The sequence below is a fragment of the Leyella stercorea genome (genome assembly GCF_021531655.1).
The window spans coordinates 1-15,770 of sequence record NZ_JADYUF010000008.1; the positions used below are offsets into that span (position 1 = coordinate 1).

Below are 15,770 nucleotides of genomic sequence, written 5' to 3' on the forward strand. Positions count from 1 at the left end.
GGTGCGTACGAGACTCGAACTCGTGACCCCATGCGTGACAGGCATGTATTCTAACCAACTGAACTAACGCACCAGTATGATTAAGGCTTACTAAAAAAAACCTTGTTCTGCCGTTTTTTAAGCGAGTGCAAAGGTATGAATATTATTTGAATTAACAAAGTTTTTTGTCATATTTTTTCAAAAAAACTTACTCATAACCACTGCATCCGTATATTTTTCGCCATCGAAGAGCCATTTCGGCAGATTTGCCAACGTTGTAAATCCACATTTGTCGAACAATGCTATAGACGGACGGTTGTCTACCGATATGACTGCATACACCTGATTAAGGTGCAGAATGCGCTGCGCATAATGTAGCATATAGTGCACGGAAGCCTCAGCATAGCCGCATCGGCGGAAGCCTCGCATAACGACAATGCTCAGTTCGGCACGCCTATGACTGGCATTGAAGTCGAAAAGGTCAGCCATTCCCACCGTACGCCCGTCAGCATTCTCCACAATCATGCGCACCTGTCCGTCGCTGTATATGTCGTTTGTGGCGTTGGCTATATAGTCGTGCAGCACATAGCGCGAGTATGGCACGTTGGTATTGCCCACGTTCCATAGTTCGCGGTCGTTCTCGATGTTGTACAGAAAGTCGAGATCTTCAGGCTCCATTGCCCTCAACCTCACCTTTGTAAGATTCTTTTCGCTCATGACAAAACCTCCTCATAAGTGATTACGTTGCCAGTCTTGCTGCTGAATGTGCCCATCGACACACCCTTGCGCCGATTCTCACGGAACAGACGCAGCACCTGTCCGAAGCCGAATGCGTCGGTATCGTACACCACATACACCTTATGGGCATCGGGCAATGCCATGCAGGCATGGCCGTTTGGCCGCTCCAGGCAATCGCTGACAACAAACGTTGCCTCAAGAGCATTGCGCAATGCGATGTCGCGACACTTGGACTCGCTGTCCTTGGTACATATAAATATGTATGCGGCACGGCGCATGCGCTGCGGGTCGACAAATCCGAGAGCACGCCTTATGGCACGCATCTGCATTGAGAAAAGGGCTATAGTGGCCTTAAGCAATATGGCGGCCTTGATTGGCAGCGCCACAAGATGGCTCACACTGCCGTAATGCTTGCGGAAGAAGATGAGCATGGCATTGTAGAACACATGCACATAGCGGAACGACGACTGATGCGAACTCTCGCCTTTGTAATGCAGTATGTGTGCCGGTATATACCAGTTCTCATATCCGGCATCGGCTATACGGCACGACAGGTCGATGTCTTCGCCATACATGAAGAAGTCTTCGTCCAACAGTCCTACCCTATCCAGCGCCGAACGCCTCATCATACAGAAGGCTCCGCTCACCACGTCAATGCGCCCTGCCTCGCTCCACGACATTCCGCCCATATAGTAACGGCCGAAACGGCTACGTGGGAACATGGCGCACAGTCCGCACATCTTGTAGAAGGCTGTCATTGGCGTAGGTCTACCGCGACGCGACTCAGGAGCAAGCGATCCGTCGGCACACTGCATTGCCACACCTGCACTGCCCGCATTGGGATGAGCATCCATAAAATCGAGCACACAGCGTATGGTATCTTCAGCCACAATGGTGTCGGGATTGAGCAGCAGTACATATTCGCCGACGCTCTGACGGATAGCGGCGTTGTTGGCACGCGCAAAGCCGAGGTTATGACTGCTGTCCATAACCTTTACCTGCGGAAAACGAGAGCGTATGAGCTGTACGGTGCCGTCGTGCGAATTGTTGTCGACAACAAACACCTCTGCGTCTATGCCACGCAACGAAAGGAAGAGCGATGCAAGACATTGCTCTACATAAGCGCGCACTTTATAACTGACAATTACTACCGACAGTTTAACCATTCCTATTGTTTTTCAGATTCAGCGCTGTCCTGCTGATGTTCAGCCATCAGGCTGCCGGCATTCATCTCAGCCTCGCAGCGTGCCATCGTAGGCAGCACAAAGCACAGACTGAGCAGCAATATTATGGCCATATATCCGAATGCCACGTTCATGTATATATAATATAATAAGGTGTTTGCCACCATGGGCAAACACAGCATAAGCATACGAACCATGCCCCAGCGCAACAATTCTGCTGTCGAGGTGATACGGGCGGCTATGGTCTTGAATCGGAACAGACGCAGCGCCAGCGGAATGACGCACAGCGTGAGCAGCTCCATAAGCATAGTGAGGACAAACTCATCGCTACCTCCACGTCCCGACAGCACGCCTACGGGCAGCGTATCCGATTCATACAGCACTACAGCTATAAGCGATACAGCCACCGCAATGCCCAATACAAGCATAAGAACGTTGCGAGTATGTCTTATCATTTTCCAGTCATTTTAGTACGGTTAATAATAGCGCGTCCCAGAGTCACCTCGTCGGTATACTCCAGTTCGTCGCCTACAGAAATGCCACGCGCTATCACGCTCAGTTCAACATCGTATGGAGCCAGCTTGCGCGATATGTAGAAGTTGGTGGTGTCGCCCTCCATAGTGGAGCTGAGGGCAAGTATCACCTCGCGCACTCCTCCGTCTGCCACACGCTTCACGAGCGAATCAATCTCGATGTCTGACGGACCGATGCCGTCCATAGGCGAAATGATTCCACCCAGAACATGATACAGTCCGCTATATTGCTGAGTGTTCTCCACCGCCATTACGTCGCGTATGTTCTCGACAACGCATATTGTAGACGCATCGCGACGGGTGTCGGAGCATATCGGGCACACTTCGGTGTCGCTGATGTTGTGGCACAGGCGGCAGTACTTGACGTCCTTGCGCAGTCGCGACACAGCACCGGCAAACTCCTCTACCTCCTCTTCCGAGCGGCGCAGCATATTGAGCACAAGTCGCAAGGCAGTCTTGCGACCTATGCCCGGTAATTTAGAAAATTCTCCCACTGCTTTCTCAAGCAGTTTGGAGGGATATGCATTATCCATCAGAATGAAATATAGATATTGTCTGACCCAAAATCGGGATTATTGCTTGAACAGATAAACGCCCACACCAATCTTGAAGCCGATGGTAGAATAATCCTTATGGTTCTTGAACGACTGGTCGTAATAGATAGCCGGCTCTACCGTAACCGCATCATTGAGGAAAAAGGCATAGCCAACCTCCACGCCTGGCATCACGTCGTTGAACTTCTTGCCTGCATGTACATACTTGCAGTTTACGCCAAGATAGATGCCGTTCTGCTCGATGTAGTAGCGTCCGCCCACACCTACGGTGTACTTGTCGGATATGGCCTTATTGCCTGAGTGCTCATATCCCACCTGACCGAGAAGCAGCATGTCGTCGGCTACAAACAGTCCTGCCTGAACCTGTGTGCCGATCGAGAATTTCTCCGAACCCGTATATTTCATGTTAAGGCCTGTAAGCGATCCCCCTACATATACCTTGCCCTCCTCAAACTGGGCATTTGCAGTAACGGCTGCAAACAGAGCCACAACCATTGCCAATAATTTTTTTCTCATAATCTGATTGTTTTTGATTTGAATAGTTGCAAATTTACATAATATATTTCTAAAACAAGACAATATGCCGTCCGAAACAGAAAAATATAGCTACCTTTGTGGTTCAATTGCAAAAAAGCGAACACAAAATGAGAAAAATCCACCCATATATTTTTTCACTCATCATTGCCATCCTGGCATTGACAGCAAGTAGTGCCACCGGCACGGCACACGCTGCCCGTTGCACAGCCATAACGCCCAAACACGAGGTGCGAGCAGTATGGCTCACCACCATTGGCGGAATAGACTGGCCTCACTCTTACGCCCAGTCGGCCCGCTCTATAGAAAAACAGAAGGACGAATTGCGCCGCATTCTCGACCAGCTACAGTCTGCCGGCATCAACACCATACTGCTACAGACACGTGTACGCGGCACAGTGATATATCCTTCGGCATACGAACCGTGGGACGGATGTCTGTCAGGACATCCTGGCAAGGCTCCCGGCTACGACGCTTTGCAGTTTGCCATCAACGAATGCCACCTCCGTGGCATGGAGCTGCATGCATGGATTGTCACCATGCCTGTAGGCAAATGGGACGCAATGGGATGCAAACTGCTGCGCAAGAAGATGCCGCGCAACATCATACGCATCAAGGCCGACGGCTACATGAATCCCGAGACCCAGCAGACTGCCGACTATCTGGCAAGCATCTGTGCCGAAGTGACACGCGCCTACGACGTAGACGGCATCCACCTCGACTACATACGCTATCCCGAAGAACTGCCCAAGCTGAAGACTTTGGCACGCGACAAGGGCCGCGACAACATTACACGCATCGTACGCACTATATCCCGTCGTGTAAAAAGCATAAAGCCGTGGGTGAAGATGAGCTGCTCGCCCATAGGCAAGTATGACGACACGCAGCGCTACTGGAGCCGTGGATGGAACGCCAACACCAAGGTCTGCCAGGATGCCGAACTTTGGTTGCGCGACGGACTGATGGACGAACTGTTCCCGATGATGTACTTTCGCGACAACGACTTCTTCCCCTTCGCCCTCGACTGGAAAGAGCGAAGCCACGGACGCATCGTTGTGCCGGGACTGGGCATATACTTCATGTCGCCACGCGAGCGCAACTGGGCGTTGAGCGACATAACGCGCGAACTGGAGTTTCTGCGTGCCGAGGGATTGGGACACGCCTATTTCCGCTCCAAATTCTTCACTGACGACACCAAGGGCATATACCAATACGCCCGCAACGAATACTCGCAGTATGCATCGCTCATTCCGCCAATGACATGGCAGAGCAAAACACGCCCCGACGCTCCCCAGAACCTAAGCATCACATCCAACGGCAACGGCACAGCACTGATGTCATGGCGCCATAACGTGGCTGACACTACGATGATGCTGTTCAACGTTTATGCCTCGACCCGATATCCTGTCGACACAAACGATGCACGCAACATCATCGTAGCACGCCGTCAAAGCCGCCAGCTCACCATTCCCGACAACGACAACATATATTATGCCGTATGCGCCACCGACCGCTATGGCAACGAGAGCGCAGCACTGCAGCAGCACTGCCATTACTATATGGCTACCGACGCATGCAGCCACAGCACCGCCACACGCAACACCATGCTGCCCTGCGACGGCACAAACGTCACGCTGCCACATTACACTGCGCTGGCAGATGCCGACCTTCTGATTGTAGAGTCGATGCAGCAGGCAGCCATAACCACCCTGCCCTATCGTCGCACACGCACCGTAAGCGTCAGCTCGCTGCCACGCGGAGTTTACATTCTGCGTACACTCAACAGCAAGGGCGTAAGCCACAGAGTGGGAATATTCAGAAAATAAAAACGGCTTTTTTATCCAATAAATCACGTCGTATTGGATAAAAAAGCCGTTTTTTTATCCAGTACAACGCAAAATGCTGGATAAAACAGAAGAAAACAAGCTGTACGTATCCATTCCTAATGTTGAGTTTTTAACGTTTGGCTTTACCCGTTTCTTAGCATAAAACCGTACCTTTGCGTGAGATTATAAAAATTTAATGTTGTTATATGATTGACTTTAAGAAAACCGTATATTGCGCACTGATAGCGCTATATACAATGAATGCAAACGCAACGGTTTACGAAACCGAACTGTCGGCAGCTCAAGGCTATGTGGAAACTCTTGATGGAAAGCCAGGAGCTTCGGGCATATATATTCCCGGAGAGGGACGTGACAACAACGGCATTGCCACAAACTACAACAGCCTGTCGGCTTGGACCAATGCCAACGCTTGCGCAGTCTATTACTTTCATCAGCCTGCCGCAACCGTCACCAATACCATCAAGCTGAACGTAAAGAAAGGTTACAGCGCCAAGTTCCGACTCACTATCATCGCCCCCGATGCACCTGACGTGCAGCTTTTCAGCAAGACATTTACTGCCAATGGCACCGACAGCAACGTAAATGTAACTGTAGGCGACGTAACGTTCAAGCGTTCGGCCTACTACCGCTATCGGCTGGAATGCCTGTCGGGCAACCAGAACATCAACCTTATACGCAGTTTCACGTTCAAGACGACGGCTATGGAGAAGCCTTACGTTGCCAATTATCTCTCTTCGCCGTCAGTTCACCTCAACTCCTGGGGCTCTACCGACCCCAACGCTCCTACAGGCGACGCCTACGACTGGTGCTTTATGGAGATAATGCTGCCCAAGGAGTCGGACATCACGGGCACTTTTGCCATGGCGCTCGGCGTACTCAACGGATATATGGGCATACAGATGAACGGATATACAGCCGACGGATCGCCACGACACGACGTGATCTTCTCGATGTGGGACGACGGCTCTACCGACGAAGACCCTAACCTGCCTGAATATATGCGTGCAGGTGCTGTGGATTGGGACCCGCTGACCACTACCAACCGATTCGGAAATGAAGGTACCGGTGTGCAGACTTACCGCAAAGGAACGTACTGGACTCCCGGAACATACGTGCAGTTCATAACCAACTGCCGCCCCGAAACTACGTCATACACTACCGAAGTGAACGGCAAACCCACCGTTCACACACAGCACAACATGCTCGTGTCAGCATGGTTTAATGCGCTCGACGGCAAGGGATGGCAGTATATTGCTACCGTGCGCAAGCGAAATTCATCCACTTACTTCAGTTCCTGGTACTCTTTCCTTGAAAACTATCACAGCGCAACGGGTCAGGCCAACCGTATAGCCTACTATCGTAACGGGTATATGCGAGCACGCAGCAACGGCAAATGGTACAACCGCAACAGCGTAGGGTTTGGTCATACCGACGGAGGCGACAAAACAGGAGCACGCACCGATTACGGACAGGGCACTACCGACAACCCTGCCGACCGCACCTTCTTCATGCAGACGGGCGGATATACACCCACCAACAAGACCAAGACAACTGTTGCTCTTGCCACCGACTACACTCCCGTAGACACCATCAACATCACTCCGCTCAACGACCGTGTGCTAACTGCCATAGCCAACGAAAAGACACGCATTGAGAAGGAACAGCTGTTCAACGACAATATTCTGAAGAAGACCGGATGGAAAGCCATAGAATACTCATCAGAAGAGACTGCAGGCGAAGGCTCTAAAGGCAGAGCGCAGCAGATAGTTGACGGCGACGACAACACCTACTGGCATCCGCAGTGGTACGGAAACACAGCTCAGCTGCCCCACTACATCGTAGTGGACATGCAGGAGATGAAGAATGTGGGCGGTTTTGAAATAAAGATGGACAACAACGACAACCGCCACATCAAGGCTTACGACATCTACGGCTCCACAGACAATGCCACTTGGACACTGCTGTGCAGCGACGCCAACGCTCCGTCGAAGTCTTCGTTCCGTGTGATTCTTGACAAAGCTGCCGACATAAGATACTTCAAGATTGTGGTGCGCCAGACCACAGCCACCGACGGTCCGTTCCTGCGCATATACGAAATGAACGTCGCGTCGGGCGCCGTCGCTACTGCCATCAACCATATTACAGCCAACAACGGCACGTCGCCAGACAACGGCACCACATATAATCTTGGCGGTCAGAAGGTAGACGAAGATGCCAAAGGAATCGTGATAAGCAACGGCAGGAAATATATAAGGAAGTAAGGGCAGCGGGATTATTGCTTGCTCCTTAATTCATCTATCAAATCGTTAACGATATAAGTGTCGCTCATAAGATGCAGGCCGTATGTTTCGTCGTGGAGCATACGGCACACCTCTGATTCATAGAATATCGCCAAGGCCCTGTCGGTAGATATATTGAGCGTATCGGCCAATTGCGCAATGATTCGCGCAATCTTGTTCCAAAGAAGAAAGTCGAGCATAACTATATCCTTTCTGCAGATTTAAAATGTAAAAACTTGTCAATAATCTCTTGATTGAGAATGCATATTTGCCAACTCGGCTTGTGATAAAACAGCTTGCCAAGTGTACTATTTATATCAGCATAGCCATTGATATAGGCTTCAACAGCATCAATAACTCTGTCATCGGCAACTCCACCCTCAATGATGTCATAGCCATTCCAAGGTTGTTTGCCCTTTCGGCTGTCAACGATAAAGTCAAGCCACTCCTTGTCGTAAGCCTCAAAGCGTTTCAACCTACAATTCTGCGGAATGGCAAACTCATAAATATTGACAACAGCCAGACTGGCTTTTCGTATGGTTCGTATACGCGCTGCCCATTTGGAAGCCTGTTCGGCAATAGGCGTAAGATAAAATCCAGGACCAAAATCAAGGTCTCTTCTACCGATATTAACCAATGGATGCTCTACTGTAACATTTGAGCCATGATATAAAGTCATTCCGTTCATTAATCTGTCCTTTCCCAATTCTTCAGTGCCTCAACAACATCATTAGCCACAGCTTCCCTGCTTTCGGTATGCAAGGTGTCATAGCAATCCTGTATCAGACTCTTGACAAGTCCAACACGTTCAAGTCTTCGCCTCATCTCAGACGGCGAAATGCCCATTTTCTGGGCCGATGCCTCTATTGCCAAAACCGTAAAGGCAAGACGATCGAATTCTGGAGTTCGGGGAGTCATTTCCATAATAAACGTTGATTTTGTAGTGTTCAATGCGACAGCGTAAAAGTGCAGGATGAAAAACAAGCATCTGTACCAAATGAAAACTACGCTGAATTGCAGCCTATCTTTTGCAAAGATAGTGCAAACCGAGCGCAATACAAAATGAATTCATTCTTTTTTTAGACTTATACAACATTTAAAATGACAATATTAGAAGTTCAAGTTGGGGTGTTAATAGGCAATGCAAATGGTGGGAGGCTATTGCGTCCCCGCCGTTGCCTTAGCAGTTAGCTGATACATTATTATTGTAATTGTTTGCACCGCTGCTTGCTCAGGCTATGGCGAGGACGCCATAACCTCCTATTGTTTGTCCTTCATTAAAACTATAGTATCACTCCAGATTTTGAAACAAAAAACTGCCACTAAAAAAAGGACTCCTTTTACATTCCAAAAGGACTCCTTTTACTCTCCAAAAGGACTCCTTTTACATTCCAAAAGGACTCCTTTTACTCTCCAAAAGGACTCCTTTTGCATAACAAATGTACCCCTTTTGGAATGCAAAAGGGGTACATTTGATTTTCAAGCGTTATTTTCGGGCTTTTCAGCCACTATTTTTCAGCCTTTCAGCCACTATTCATTGACTTTTCAGCTGCTGTTTGTCAGCCTTTCAGCCGCAGTTTTTATACCAAGTGAGCGATGAGGTCCTCGCGCTCGCCTTCAAGCATATCGATTACCGGAACCTCAATCATTGTGTAGCATCCCGGCTGCTGACGCATTGAGGCACGAGCCACATTGACAAGCACCTGACCGGTAAGAGCAGGGTTGTTGATGCTCATGGTGAACTCCATACGCTGATTCTGTGTCTTGCCGCTGACACCCTTGCGAGTGAGATGAACGCCGTGTCCCATGTCGCGCACAGCGTCTACCGAAGGCACTTCAAATACGTGAGTCTCGTCGTTAGCGAAGTACGGGTCGGCCTTGATGGCTGCTGTGACGTCCTCAAGCTTAGCTCCGTCCTCAAGTTCTACGTAAACCATACGGCGGTGCAAGCCCTCACCCTTAGGTATAGTCATAGAAAGAGCGTTCTTTACACCCTCCTTTGAGCGCACGCATACGCTGTGACCCATCGACATACCCGGACCGAAGTTGGTGTAGCTGAGTCCCTTCGGTGCAAGACTCTGCATGAGTGTACGCACGATAGAGTCAGAACCCGGATCCCATCCGGCTGCAATGATGCTCACAGCCTTGTGATCCTTGCATATAGGAGTGAGTGCTGCACGGTAGTCGAGGATTGAAGTGTGGATGTCGAAGCTGTCGACGGTGTTGATGCCGAGAGGCAGAATCTGCTTGGCATATTCCTCGCACGAACGTGTAGGAGTAGCAAGAATGGCTACGTCTACGTCCTTAAGCTCACGAATATCCTTAACTACTTCATACTGTGAAAGCTCTGCCGGCTTGTTGTCGGCACCATTGCGACGCACGATACCTGCTATCTCGAAATCGTCGGCGGCCTCAAGGGCCTGGACAGCATAATGTCCGATGTTGCCGTATCCTACTACGGCTGCTCTGATCTTCTTCATTTCTTTTGTATTTCTTTTTATTGGTTTTTACGGGCACAAAGTTACGCAAATTAGACAATAAAGCGCATTAAAGAATAAACTTTTTTCATTCTACCATTCATAATACTTACAAATTAGTAGAGTTTCGTAGGGTTTTGATAATAAAACGACACGATTTTCGCCACAATACGTTAACAATGGCAAGTTGCACAAATATCATGAAGCTTGCGATTAAGATTTTACCGTAAAATAGGGGAAAATAAAGGTGGCAATTATTTTGCATTGTCTTCAATTCGTTGTAACTTTGTGGCAAAGAAATTTTCAAATCATCAATTAACTAAATAACATTATGGCATCAACACCAGATTTCAAGTATGCTCCTATGTTCCAGTTGGGCGAGGATACTACTGAATACCGCTTGCTCAGCAAGGAAGGCGTGAGCACCGGTGAGTTTGAAGGCAAGACAATCCTGAAAGTTTCGAAGGAGGCTCTGACATTACTCGCACAGCAGGCTTTTCACGACGTAGAATTCATGCTGCGCCGCGAACATAACCTGCAGGTTGCAAAGATTCTGTCAGACCCCGAGGCTTCGGAGAACGACAAGTACGTTGCTCTGCAGTTCCTGCGCAACGCCGAGACTGCCTGCAAGGGCATCCTGCCTTTCTGCCAGGACACCGGTACTGCCATCATACACGGCGAGAAGGGACAGCGCGTATGGACCGACTTCGAGGACGAAGAGGCTCTGTCGCGCGGTGTCTACAACACATTTACACAGGACAACCTGCGCTACTCGCAGAATGCTCCGCTCAATATGTACGACGAGGTGAACACACGCTGTAACCTCCCGGCACAGATCGACATCGAGGCTGTAGAGGGCGACGAGTATCGTTTTGTAATGGTGGCTAAGGGCGGTGGCTCTGCCAACAAGACATATTTCTATCCGATGACCAAGGCTACTATACAGAATGAGGGCACATTGCTGCCTTTCCTCGTTGAAAAGATGAAGAGCCTCGGCACAGCGGCTTGCCCTCCTTACCACATCGCATTCGTTATCGGCGGCACATCGGCTGAGAAAAACCTGCTCACAGTGAAGCTCGCTTCAATCAAATACTACGACACTCTGCCTACTACTGGCGACGAGACTGGTCGTGCTTTCCGCGACATCGACCTTGAGGAGAAGCTTCTGAAGGAGGCTCACAAGATTGGGCTGGGTGCCCAGTTCGGCGGCAAGTACCTGGCACACGACATTCGCGTGATCCGTCTTCCACGTCATGGAGCAAGCTGTCCTATCGGTATGGGCGTGAGCTGTTCGGCCGACCGCAACATCAAGGGTAAGATTACAAAGGACGGTATCTTCCTTGAGGTGATGGACTCTAATCCTTCTGAGCTTATCCCTGAAGAACTTCGTCGTCCGGGCGAGGGCACTAAGGGCATCGAAATCAACCTCGACAACGGTATTGAGGCAGTTTGCGCAGAGCTCTCTAAGTATCCAGTCAGCACACGTGTCAACCTGAAGGGTACTATCATCGTGGCTCGTGACATCGCTCACGCTAAGCTTAAGGCACGTCTGGATGCTGGCGAAGAGATGCCTGAATACTTCAAGAACCATCCTATCCTTTACGCCGGACCGGCTAAGACTCCGGAGGGTTATCCTTGCGGTTCAATGGGTCCGACCACTGCCAACCGTATGGATCCGTACGTAGACGAGTTCCAGGATCACGGCGCATCGCTCGTAATGATTGCCAAGGGCAACCGCTCGCAGGTAGTGACCGACGCTTGCAAGAAGCACGGCGGATTCTATCTCGGCACAATCGGTGGCGTGGCTGCCGTTCTGTCGCAGAGCTCTATCAAGAGCATCGAGTGCGTAGAGTATCCCGAACTCGGTATGGAGGCTATCTGGAAGATTACCGTTGAGGACTTCCCTGCATTCATACTCGTTGACGACAAGGGCAACGACTTCTTCCAGCAGTTGAAGCCTTGGTGTCCTAACTGCAAGTAATAGCACAAAAAACAGCATTGATTACTTCTTTGTCAAGTAATCAATGCTGTTTTTTTATTATCTTTTATTGTTTTATGTTTCCTACAACTGGAAACGGTAAGCTGCGCTAAACATAAACACACGGTTCTTAACGGGCTTCATTTCGAGGAAATCCTTCTGAACATTTGTAAGTCCGATGTTGTAGCGTGCGTCAATTATTACGTTCATATACTCAAACGAGAGTCCTACCGGTATCGAGAAGTCAACCTTCTTGATCGTTGAATTGAGGTTGATGTCGTGCTTCACAGGCGTGTCGGCAACAAACTCGTCGTTGTCATTCTCGGTGAATTTTGTCTCAGTATACTTCAACTTACCCGATACGGGGAAGCCAAACTGTACACCCGTCTTCACGGCAAATCCCGGAGCTACATAGTAGTTGAGCAGCAACGGAACATTAATTACGTGCAACTGTGTAGACAAATCGTTCAGTCCGACATACGTATTAACGTTGCCCGACTGCGATGTCTGCTCGTTAACATTGCCGTAGTTGCAACCTTGCTGGGCATAATGGGCACCCAACATGACCGACAACGAATTGGTTAACTGATAATCCAAGTCTACTCCTACGGTAAATCCCGGCTTGTTGCGCGACGAGCCCCACGCTCCCGTACTGCTTCCTGTATTGAAATAAACGCCATCGCCCGAGAGATTGGCCAGACTCACTCCCACACGGGGAATAATCGAAAACTTGCCCGCAGCAGTCTGTGCCGACGCAGCAACACAGCTCAACATAACGAGAAGTGACAATAATGATTTCTTCATAGTTATTATTTCCTTATACATTATTATAATAAAAGGTGTCCCCCGACATCTATGCCAAGAAACACCTTTCCTATATTTTCAAATATTGTATACTTGAGTTTGGTCAGCATATCAGCGACATACTAAACCACAAGCAAGACATTAGTCCTTGTTAGAACGCTTGCGTGCAAGATGGTCGAGAGTGATCTTGCGCATACGGATGCTCTTCGGAGTAACCTCAACGAGCTCGTCGCCCTTGATATACTCAAGACATTCCTCAAGACTCATTACGACCTTAGGTATCACACGAGCCTTCTCATCAGAGCCACTGGCACGCACATTGGTGAGCTGCTTGGCCTTGGTAACGTTGATTACGAGGTCGTTGTCGTGAACATGTTCGCCCACTACCTGACCGCCGTAAACCTCTTCACCCGGATCGATGAAGAACTTGCCACGATCCTGAAGCTTGTCAATAGAGTAAGCATAGGCTGTACCTGTCTCCATTGCAATCATCGAACCATTCATACGGCGTACTATCTCGCCCTTATACGGCTGATACTCCTTGAAGCGGTGAGCCATAATGGCCTCGCCCTGGCTTGCTGTAAGCACATTGGTACGCAGACCGATGATACCACGCGAAGGAATGTCGAACTCGATGTCAACACGCTCGCCGAGTGTCTGCATTGATGTCATCTCGCCCTTACGACGTGTCACCATATCAATCATCTTGCTTGAGAACTCCTCAGGTACATTGATTGTCAACTCCTCGATAGGCTCACACTTCTGTCCGTCAATCTCCTTGTAGATTACCTGCGGCTGACCTACCTGAAGCTCATAGCCCTCACGACGCATTGTCTCGATGAGAACCGAGAGGTGAAGCACACCACGTCCGCTGACAATCCACTTATCGGTAGAATCCTCGAAAGGACGTACACGCAGCGCAAGGTTCTTCTCAAGCTCCTTCTGAAGGCGGTCGTTGACGTGACGTGAAGTCACAAACTTACCCTCCTTGCCGAAGAACGGTGAGTCGTTGATGGTGAAGAGCATACTCATTGTAGGCTCATCGATAGCGATAGGAGGCAGTGGCTCAGGATTCTCAAAGTCGCAAATGGTATCGCCAATCTCGAAGTTCTCCAGACCTACAATAGCGCAGATGTCTCCAGAGTGAACCTCTTCAACCTTCTTCTGACCCATTCCCTCGAATACATGAATCTCCTTGATCTTGGTTTTCTCCATTTTGCCGTCACGATGCGATATGGTTATGTTCATGCCCTCAGTCAGAGTGCCGCGATGAACACGTCCCACTGCGATACGACCAGTATAGCTTGAATAGTCGAGCGATGTGATAAGCAGCTGCGGAGTACCTTCAAGCACCTTCGGAGCGGGTATCACCTCAACAATCTTATCAAGCAGATAGTCGATGTTATCAGTCGGAGTCTTATAGTCCTCAGCCATCCATCCGTTCTTTGCCGAACCATATACTACGGGGAAATCGAGCTGATCCTCAGTGGCATTGAGCGAGAACATCAGGTCGAACACCATCTCGTAGACCTCTTCAGGACGACAGTTGGGCTTGTCTACCTTATTAACTACAACGATAGGTTTCAATCCTATCTCCAGCGCCTTTTGAAGAACGAAGCGTGTCTGGGGCATCGGGCCCTCGAAAGCGTCAACAAGCAGGATGCAACCATCTGCCATATTGAGCACGCGTTCTACCTCACCGCCGAAGTCGGAGTGTCCCGGGGTGTCTATAATATTGATTTTTGTTCCTTTCCAGTTGATTGAAACGTTCTTGGAAAGGATGGTTATTCCTCGTTCACGCTCCAGGTCATTGGCATCCAATACCTGGCCACTGTTATCCTGGCCGTCGCGGAACAGCTTGCCCGCCAACATCATCTTGTCGACAAGAGTAGTCTTGCCGTGGTCAACGTGGGCAATAATCGCAATGTTTCTAATGTCTTGCATTTATATAGTACCTTAAAAAAAACTTTTTGCAAAGTTACGAAGTTTTGTTCACATATACGCAAAAAGTCCCGAAAACTTGAATCGTTTTCGGGACTTTCTGTTTGCCTTAAGCTTTCTGTGCGCGAATTACTTACGAAGACCGAGGGCCTTGATAATTGCACGGTAGCGATTGATGTCGCGGTCGTACAGATAGTTGAGCAATGCGCGGCGCTTTCCTACCAGCTGTGTCAATGAACGTGCGGTAGTATAATCTTTACGGTTCTTCTTAAGATGTTCCGTCAAATGGGAAATACGGTATGAGAACAATGCTATCTGGCTCTCAGCTGAACCAGTATCAGTGTTAGACTTTCCGTACTGTCCAAAGATCTCTTGTTTTTTTGCCTGATCTAAATACATAGAACTTTTGTAAATTTAAAATATTATTGATTTTTTGCGTAATGCGGGTGCAAAGGTACGACTTTTTATTCGTAATCAGCAAGATACGAGCATGAAACGCGCTGAAATTAACCATTTTTTACAGTATTTCCCTTAGCGGTATCATCACAAAGTCGCGCTCATGCATGTGAGGATGGGGCAAAGTGAGGGTCGGTGTCGAAATGTTGACATCGTCGTACATCAGCATGTCGATGTCTATCGGACGATCGTGATATTTCCCATCTACCGACTTCACTGTGCGACCAAGCCGTTTCTCTATGTCCTGTGTCTTCAACAGGAGCTGCTCAGGCGTAAGCGTTGTGAGCAAACGCACACACATGTTGAGAAACTTATTGGCTGATTCAAATCCCCATGGTTCGGTTTCAAGCGGCGACGACTGTCGGTCGACAGTGCCTGCCTCGGCATTGAGCATGTCAATGGCACGACGCATAGTGGCATGACGGTCGCCAAGATTTGAACCGAGCGAAAGGTATACTACATGCAT

16 protein-coding genes and 1 tRNA gene are annotated in these 15,770 nt (G+C 49.2%); 3 read left to right on the forward strand and 14 right to left on the reverse strand.

Annotated elements, in window-relative coordinates; genetic code table 11:
• From I6E49_RS03580 to I6E49_RS03605, 6 genes are all read right to left on the reverse strand, one after another.
• Nucleotides 1-73: transfer RNA gene (locus tag I6E49_RS03580), tRNA-Asp, on the reverse strand.
• Nucleotides 74-177: 104 nt separating this feature from the next.
• The gene (locus I6E49_RS03585) at nucleotides 178-657 is read right to left on the reverse strand and encodes a GNAT family N-acetyltransferase (RefSeq protein WP_235400502.1); all 480 of its coding nucleotides are present in this window, start codon (nucleotides 655-657) and stop codon (nucleotides 178-180) included.
• 35 nt (nucleotides 658-692) lie between these two features.
• Nucleotides 693-1,883 (reverse strand): glycosyltransferase family 2 protein, encoded by a 1,191-nt coding sequence (locus tag I6E49_RS03590; RefSeq protein ID WP_235400504.1) that lies wholly within the window; start codon nucleotides 1,881-1,883, stop codon nucleotides 693-695.
• Nucleotides 1,884-1,885: 2 nt separating this feature from the next.
• Nucleotides 1,886-2,356, reverse strand: a complete 471-nt coding sequence (locus tag I6E49_RS03595) for a hypothetical protein (protein WP_235400505.1) — start codon at nucleotides 2,354-2,356, stop codon at nucleotides 1,886-1,888.
• A complete protein-coding gene (gene recR, locus I6E49_RS03600; protein ID WP_235400506.1) occupies nucleotides 2,353-2,967 on the reverse strand; it encodes a recombination mediator RecR in 615 nt (204 codons plus the stop codon). The genes I6E49_RS03595 and recR overlap by 4 nt, the downstream gene beginning before the upstream one ends.
• A 39-nt stretch (nucleotides 2,968-3,006) precedes the next feature.
• Complete coding sequence (locus I6E49_RS03605; protein ID WP_235400508.1) at nucleotides 3,007-3,504, reverse strand: outer membrane beta-barrel protein; 498 nt, start codon at nucleotides 3,502-3,504, stop codon at nucleotides 3,007-3,009.
• A gap of 128 nt (nucleotides 3,505-3,632) precedes the next feature.
• Between I6E49_RS03605 and I6E49_RS03610 the strand changes: the two genes are divergently transcribed.
• The gene (locus I6E49_RS03610) at nucleotides 3,633-5,348 is read left to right on the forward strand and encodes a glycoside hydrolase family 10 protein (protein ID WP_235400509.1); all 1,716 of its coding nucleotides are present in this window, start codon (nucleotides 3,633-3,635) and stop codon (nucleotides 5,346-5,348) included.
• Nucleotides 5,349-5,605: 257 nt separating this feature from the next.
• A complete protein-coding gene (locus I6E49_RS03615; RefSeq protein ID WP_235400511.1) occupies nucleotides 5,606-7,630 on the forward strand; it encodes a DUF3472 domain-containing protein in 2,025 nt (674 codons plus the stop codon).
• 11 nt (nucleotides 7,631-7,641) lie between these two features.
• On the opposite strand, the gene I6E49_RS03620 is transcribed toward I6E49_RS03615, so the two are convergent.
• From I6E49_RS03620 to I6E49_RS03635, 4 genes are all read right to left on the reverse strand, one after another.
• Nucleotides 7,642-7,848 (reverse strand): DUF3791 domain-containing protein, encoded by a 207-nt coding sequence (locus tag I6E49_RS03620; RefSeq protein WP_235400512.1) that lies wholly within the window; start codon nucleotides 7,846-7,848, stop codon nucleotides 7,642-7,644.
• A gap of 2 nt (nucleotides 7,849-7,850) precedes the next feature.
• Nucleotides 7,851-8,336: a DUF3990 domain-containing protein gene (locus tag I6E49_RS03625; RefSeq protein WP_235400514.1), complete on the reverse strand. Its 486-nt coding sequence runs from the start codon at nucleotides 8,334-8,336 to the stop codon at nucleotides 7,851-7,853.
• Complete coding sequence (locus I6E49_RS03630; protein WP_235400576.1) at nucleotides 8,336-8,572, reverse strand: DUF3791 domain-containing protein; 237 nt, start codon at nucleotides 8,570-8,572, stop codon at nucleotides 8,336-8,338. Before I6E49_RS03630 ends, I6E49_RS03625 begins: the two co-directional genes overlap by 1 nt.
• Nucleotides 8,573-9,228: 656 nt before the next feature.
• The gene (locus tag I6E49_RS03635) at nucleotides 9,229-10,128 is read right to left on the reverse strand and encodes a diaminopimelate dehydrogenase (protein ID WP_235400515.1); all 900 of its coding nucleotides are present in this window, start codon (nucleotides 10,126-10,128) and stop codon (nucleotides 9,229-9,231) included.
• Nucleotides 10,129-10,456: 328 nt separating this feature from the next.
• Between I6E49_RS03635 and I6E49_RS03640 the strand changes: the two genes are divergently transcribed.
• Nucleotides 10,457-12,106 (forward strand): fumarate hydratase, encoded by a 1,650-nt coding sequence (locus tag I6E49_RS03640; RefSeq protein WP_235400516.1) that lies wholly within the window; start codon nucleotides 10,457-10,459, stop codon nucleotides 12,104-12,106.
• A gap of 81 nt (nucleotides 12,107-12,187) precedes the next feature.
• Here I6E49_RS03640 and I6E49_RS03645 read toward each other — a convergent pair whose 3' ends face one another.
• The 4 genes from I6E49_RS03645 to folK all read right to left on the reverse strand — a co-directional run bounded on the left by I6E49_RS03645 (nucleotide 12,188) and on the right by folK (nucleotide 15,770).
• On the reverse strand, nucleotides 12,188-12,907 hold the full coding sequence (locus I6E49_RS03645; RefSeq protein WP_235400518.1) for a porin family protein: 720 nt from the start codon (nucleotides 12,905-12,907) through the stop codon (nucleotides 12,188-12,190).
• Nucleotides 12,908-13,048: 141 nt separating this feature from the next.
• The gene (typA, locus tag I6E49_RS03650) at nucleotides 13,049-14,851 is read right to left on the reverse strand and encodes a translational GTPase TypA (RefSeq protein ID WP_235400519.1); all 1,803 of its coding nucleotides are present in this window, start codon (nucleotides 14,849-14,851) and stop codon (nucleotides 13,049-13,051) included.
• Nucleotides 14,852-14,977: 126 nt separating this feature from the next.
• The gene (rpsO, locus tag I6E49_RS03655) at nucleotides 14,978-15,247 is read right to left on the reverse strand and encodes a 30S ribosomal protein S15 (protein ID WP_022158379.1); all 270 of its coding nucleotides are present in this window, start codon (nucleotides 15,245-15,247) and stop codon (nucleotides 14,978-14,980) included.
• 118 nt (nucleotides 15,248-15,365) lie between these two features.
• The gene (folK, locus tag I6E49_RS03660) at nucleotides 15,366-15,770 is read right to left on the reverse strand and encodes a 2-amino-4-hydroxy-6-hydroxymethyldihydropteridine diphosphokinase (protein ID WP_235400520.1); all 405 of its coding nucleotides are present in this window, start codon (nucleotides 15,768-15,770) and stop codon (nucleotides 15,366-15,368) included.

What these genes read in the sequence shown, in the direction of transcription:
- I6E49_RS03615 (WP_235400511.1), top strand. Translation starts at nt 5,606, where the DNA reads ATGAATGCAAACGCAACGGTTTACGAAACCGAACTGTCGGCAGCTCAA.
- I6E49_RS03595 (WP_235400505.1), bottom strand. Translation starts at nt 2,356, where the DNA reads ATGATAAGACATACTCGCAACGTTCTTATGCTTGTATTGGGCATTGCG.
- I6E49_RS03610 (WP_235400509.1), top strand. Translation starts at nt 3,633, where the DNA reads ATGAGAAAAATCCACCCATATATTTTTTCACTCATCATTGCCATCCTG.
- I6E49_RS03620 (WP_235400512.1), bottom strand. Translation starts at nt 7,848, where the DNA reads ATGCTCGACTTTCTTCTTTGGAACAAGATTGCGCGAATCATTGCGCAA.
- I6E49_RS03605 (WP_235400508.1), bottom strand. Translation starts at nt 3,504, where the DNA reads ATGAGAAAAAAATTATTGGCAATGGTTGTGGCTCTGTTTGCAGCCGTT.
- I6E49_RS03625 (WP_235400514.1), bottom strand. Translation starts at nt 8,336, where the DNA reads ATGAACGGAATGACTTTATATCATGGCTCAAATGTTACAGTAGAGCAT.
- recR (WP_235400506.1), bottom strand. Translation starts at nt 2,967, where the DNA reads ATGGATAATGCATATCCCTCCAAACTGCTTGAGAAAGCAGTGGGAGAA.
- I6E49_RS03585 (WP_235400502.1), bottom strand. Translation starts at nt 657, where the DNA reads ATGGAGCCTGAAGATCTCGACTTTCTGTACAACATCGAGAACGACCGC.
- folK (WP_235400520.1), bottom strand. Translation starts at nt 15,770, where the DNA reads ATGCATGTAGTATACCTTTCGCTCGGTTCAAATCTTGGCGACCGTCAT.
- I6E49_RS03640 (WP_235400516.1), top strand. Translation starts at nt 10,457, where the DNA reads ATGGCATCAACACCAGATTTCAAGTATGCTCCTATGTTCCAGTTGGGC.
- I6E49_RS03635 (WP_235400515.1), bottom strand. Translation starts at nt 10,128, where the DNA reads ATGAAGAAGATCAGAGCAGCCGTAGTAGGATACGGCAACATCGGACAT.
- typA (WP_235400519.1), bottom strand. Translation starts at nt 14,851, where the DNA reads ATGCAAGACATTAGAAACATTGCGATTATTGCCCACGTTGACCACGGC.
- I6E49_RS03630 (WP_235400576.1), bottom strand. Translation starts at nt 8,572, where the DNA reads ATGGAAATGACTCCCCGAACTCCAGAATTCGATCGTCTTGCCTTTACG.
- rpsO (WP_022158379.1), bottom strand. Translation starts at nt 15,247, where the DNA reads ATGTATTTAGATCAGGCAAAAAAACAAGAGATCTTTGGACAGTACGGA.
- I6E49_RS03645 (WP_235400518.1), bottom strand. Translation starts at nt 12,907, where the DNA reads ATGAAGAAATCATTATTGTCACTTCTCGTTATGTTGAGCTGTGTTGCT.
- I6E49_RS03590 (WP_235400504.1), bottom strand. Translation starts at nt 1,883, where the DNA reads ATGGTTAAACTGTCGGTAGTAATTGTCAGTTATAAAGTGCGCGCTTAT.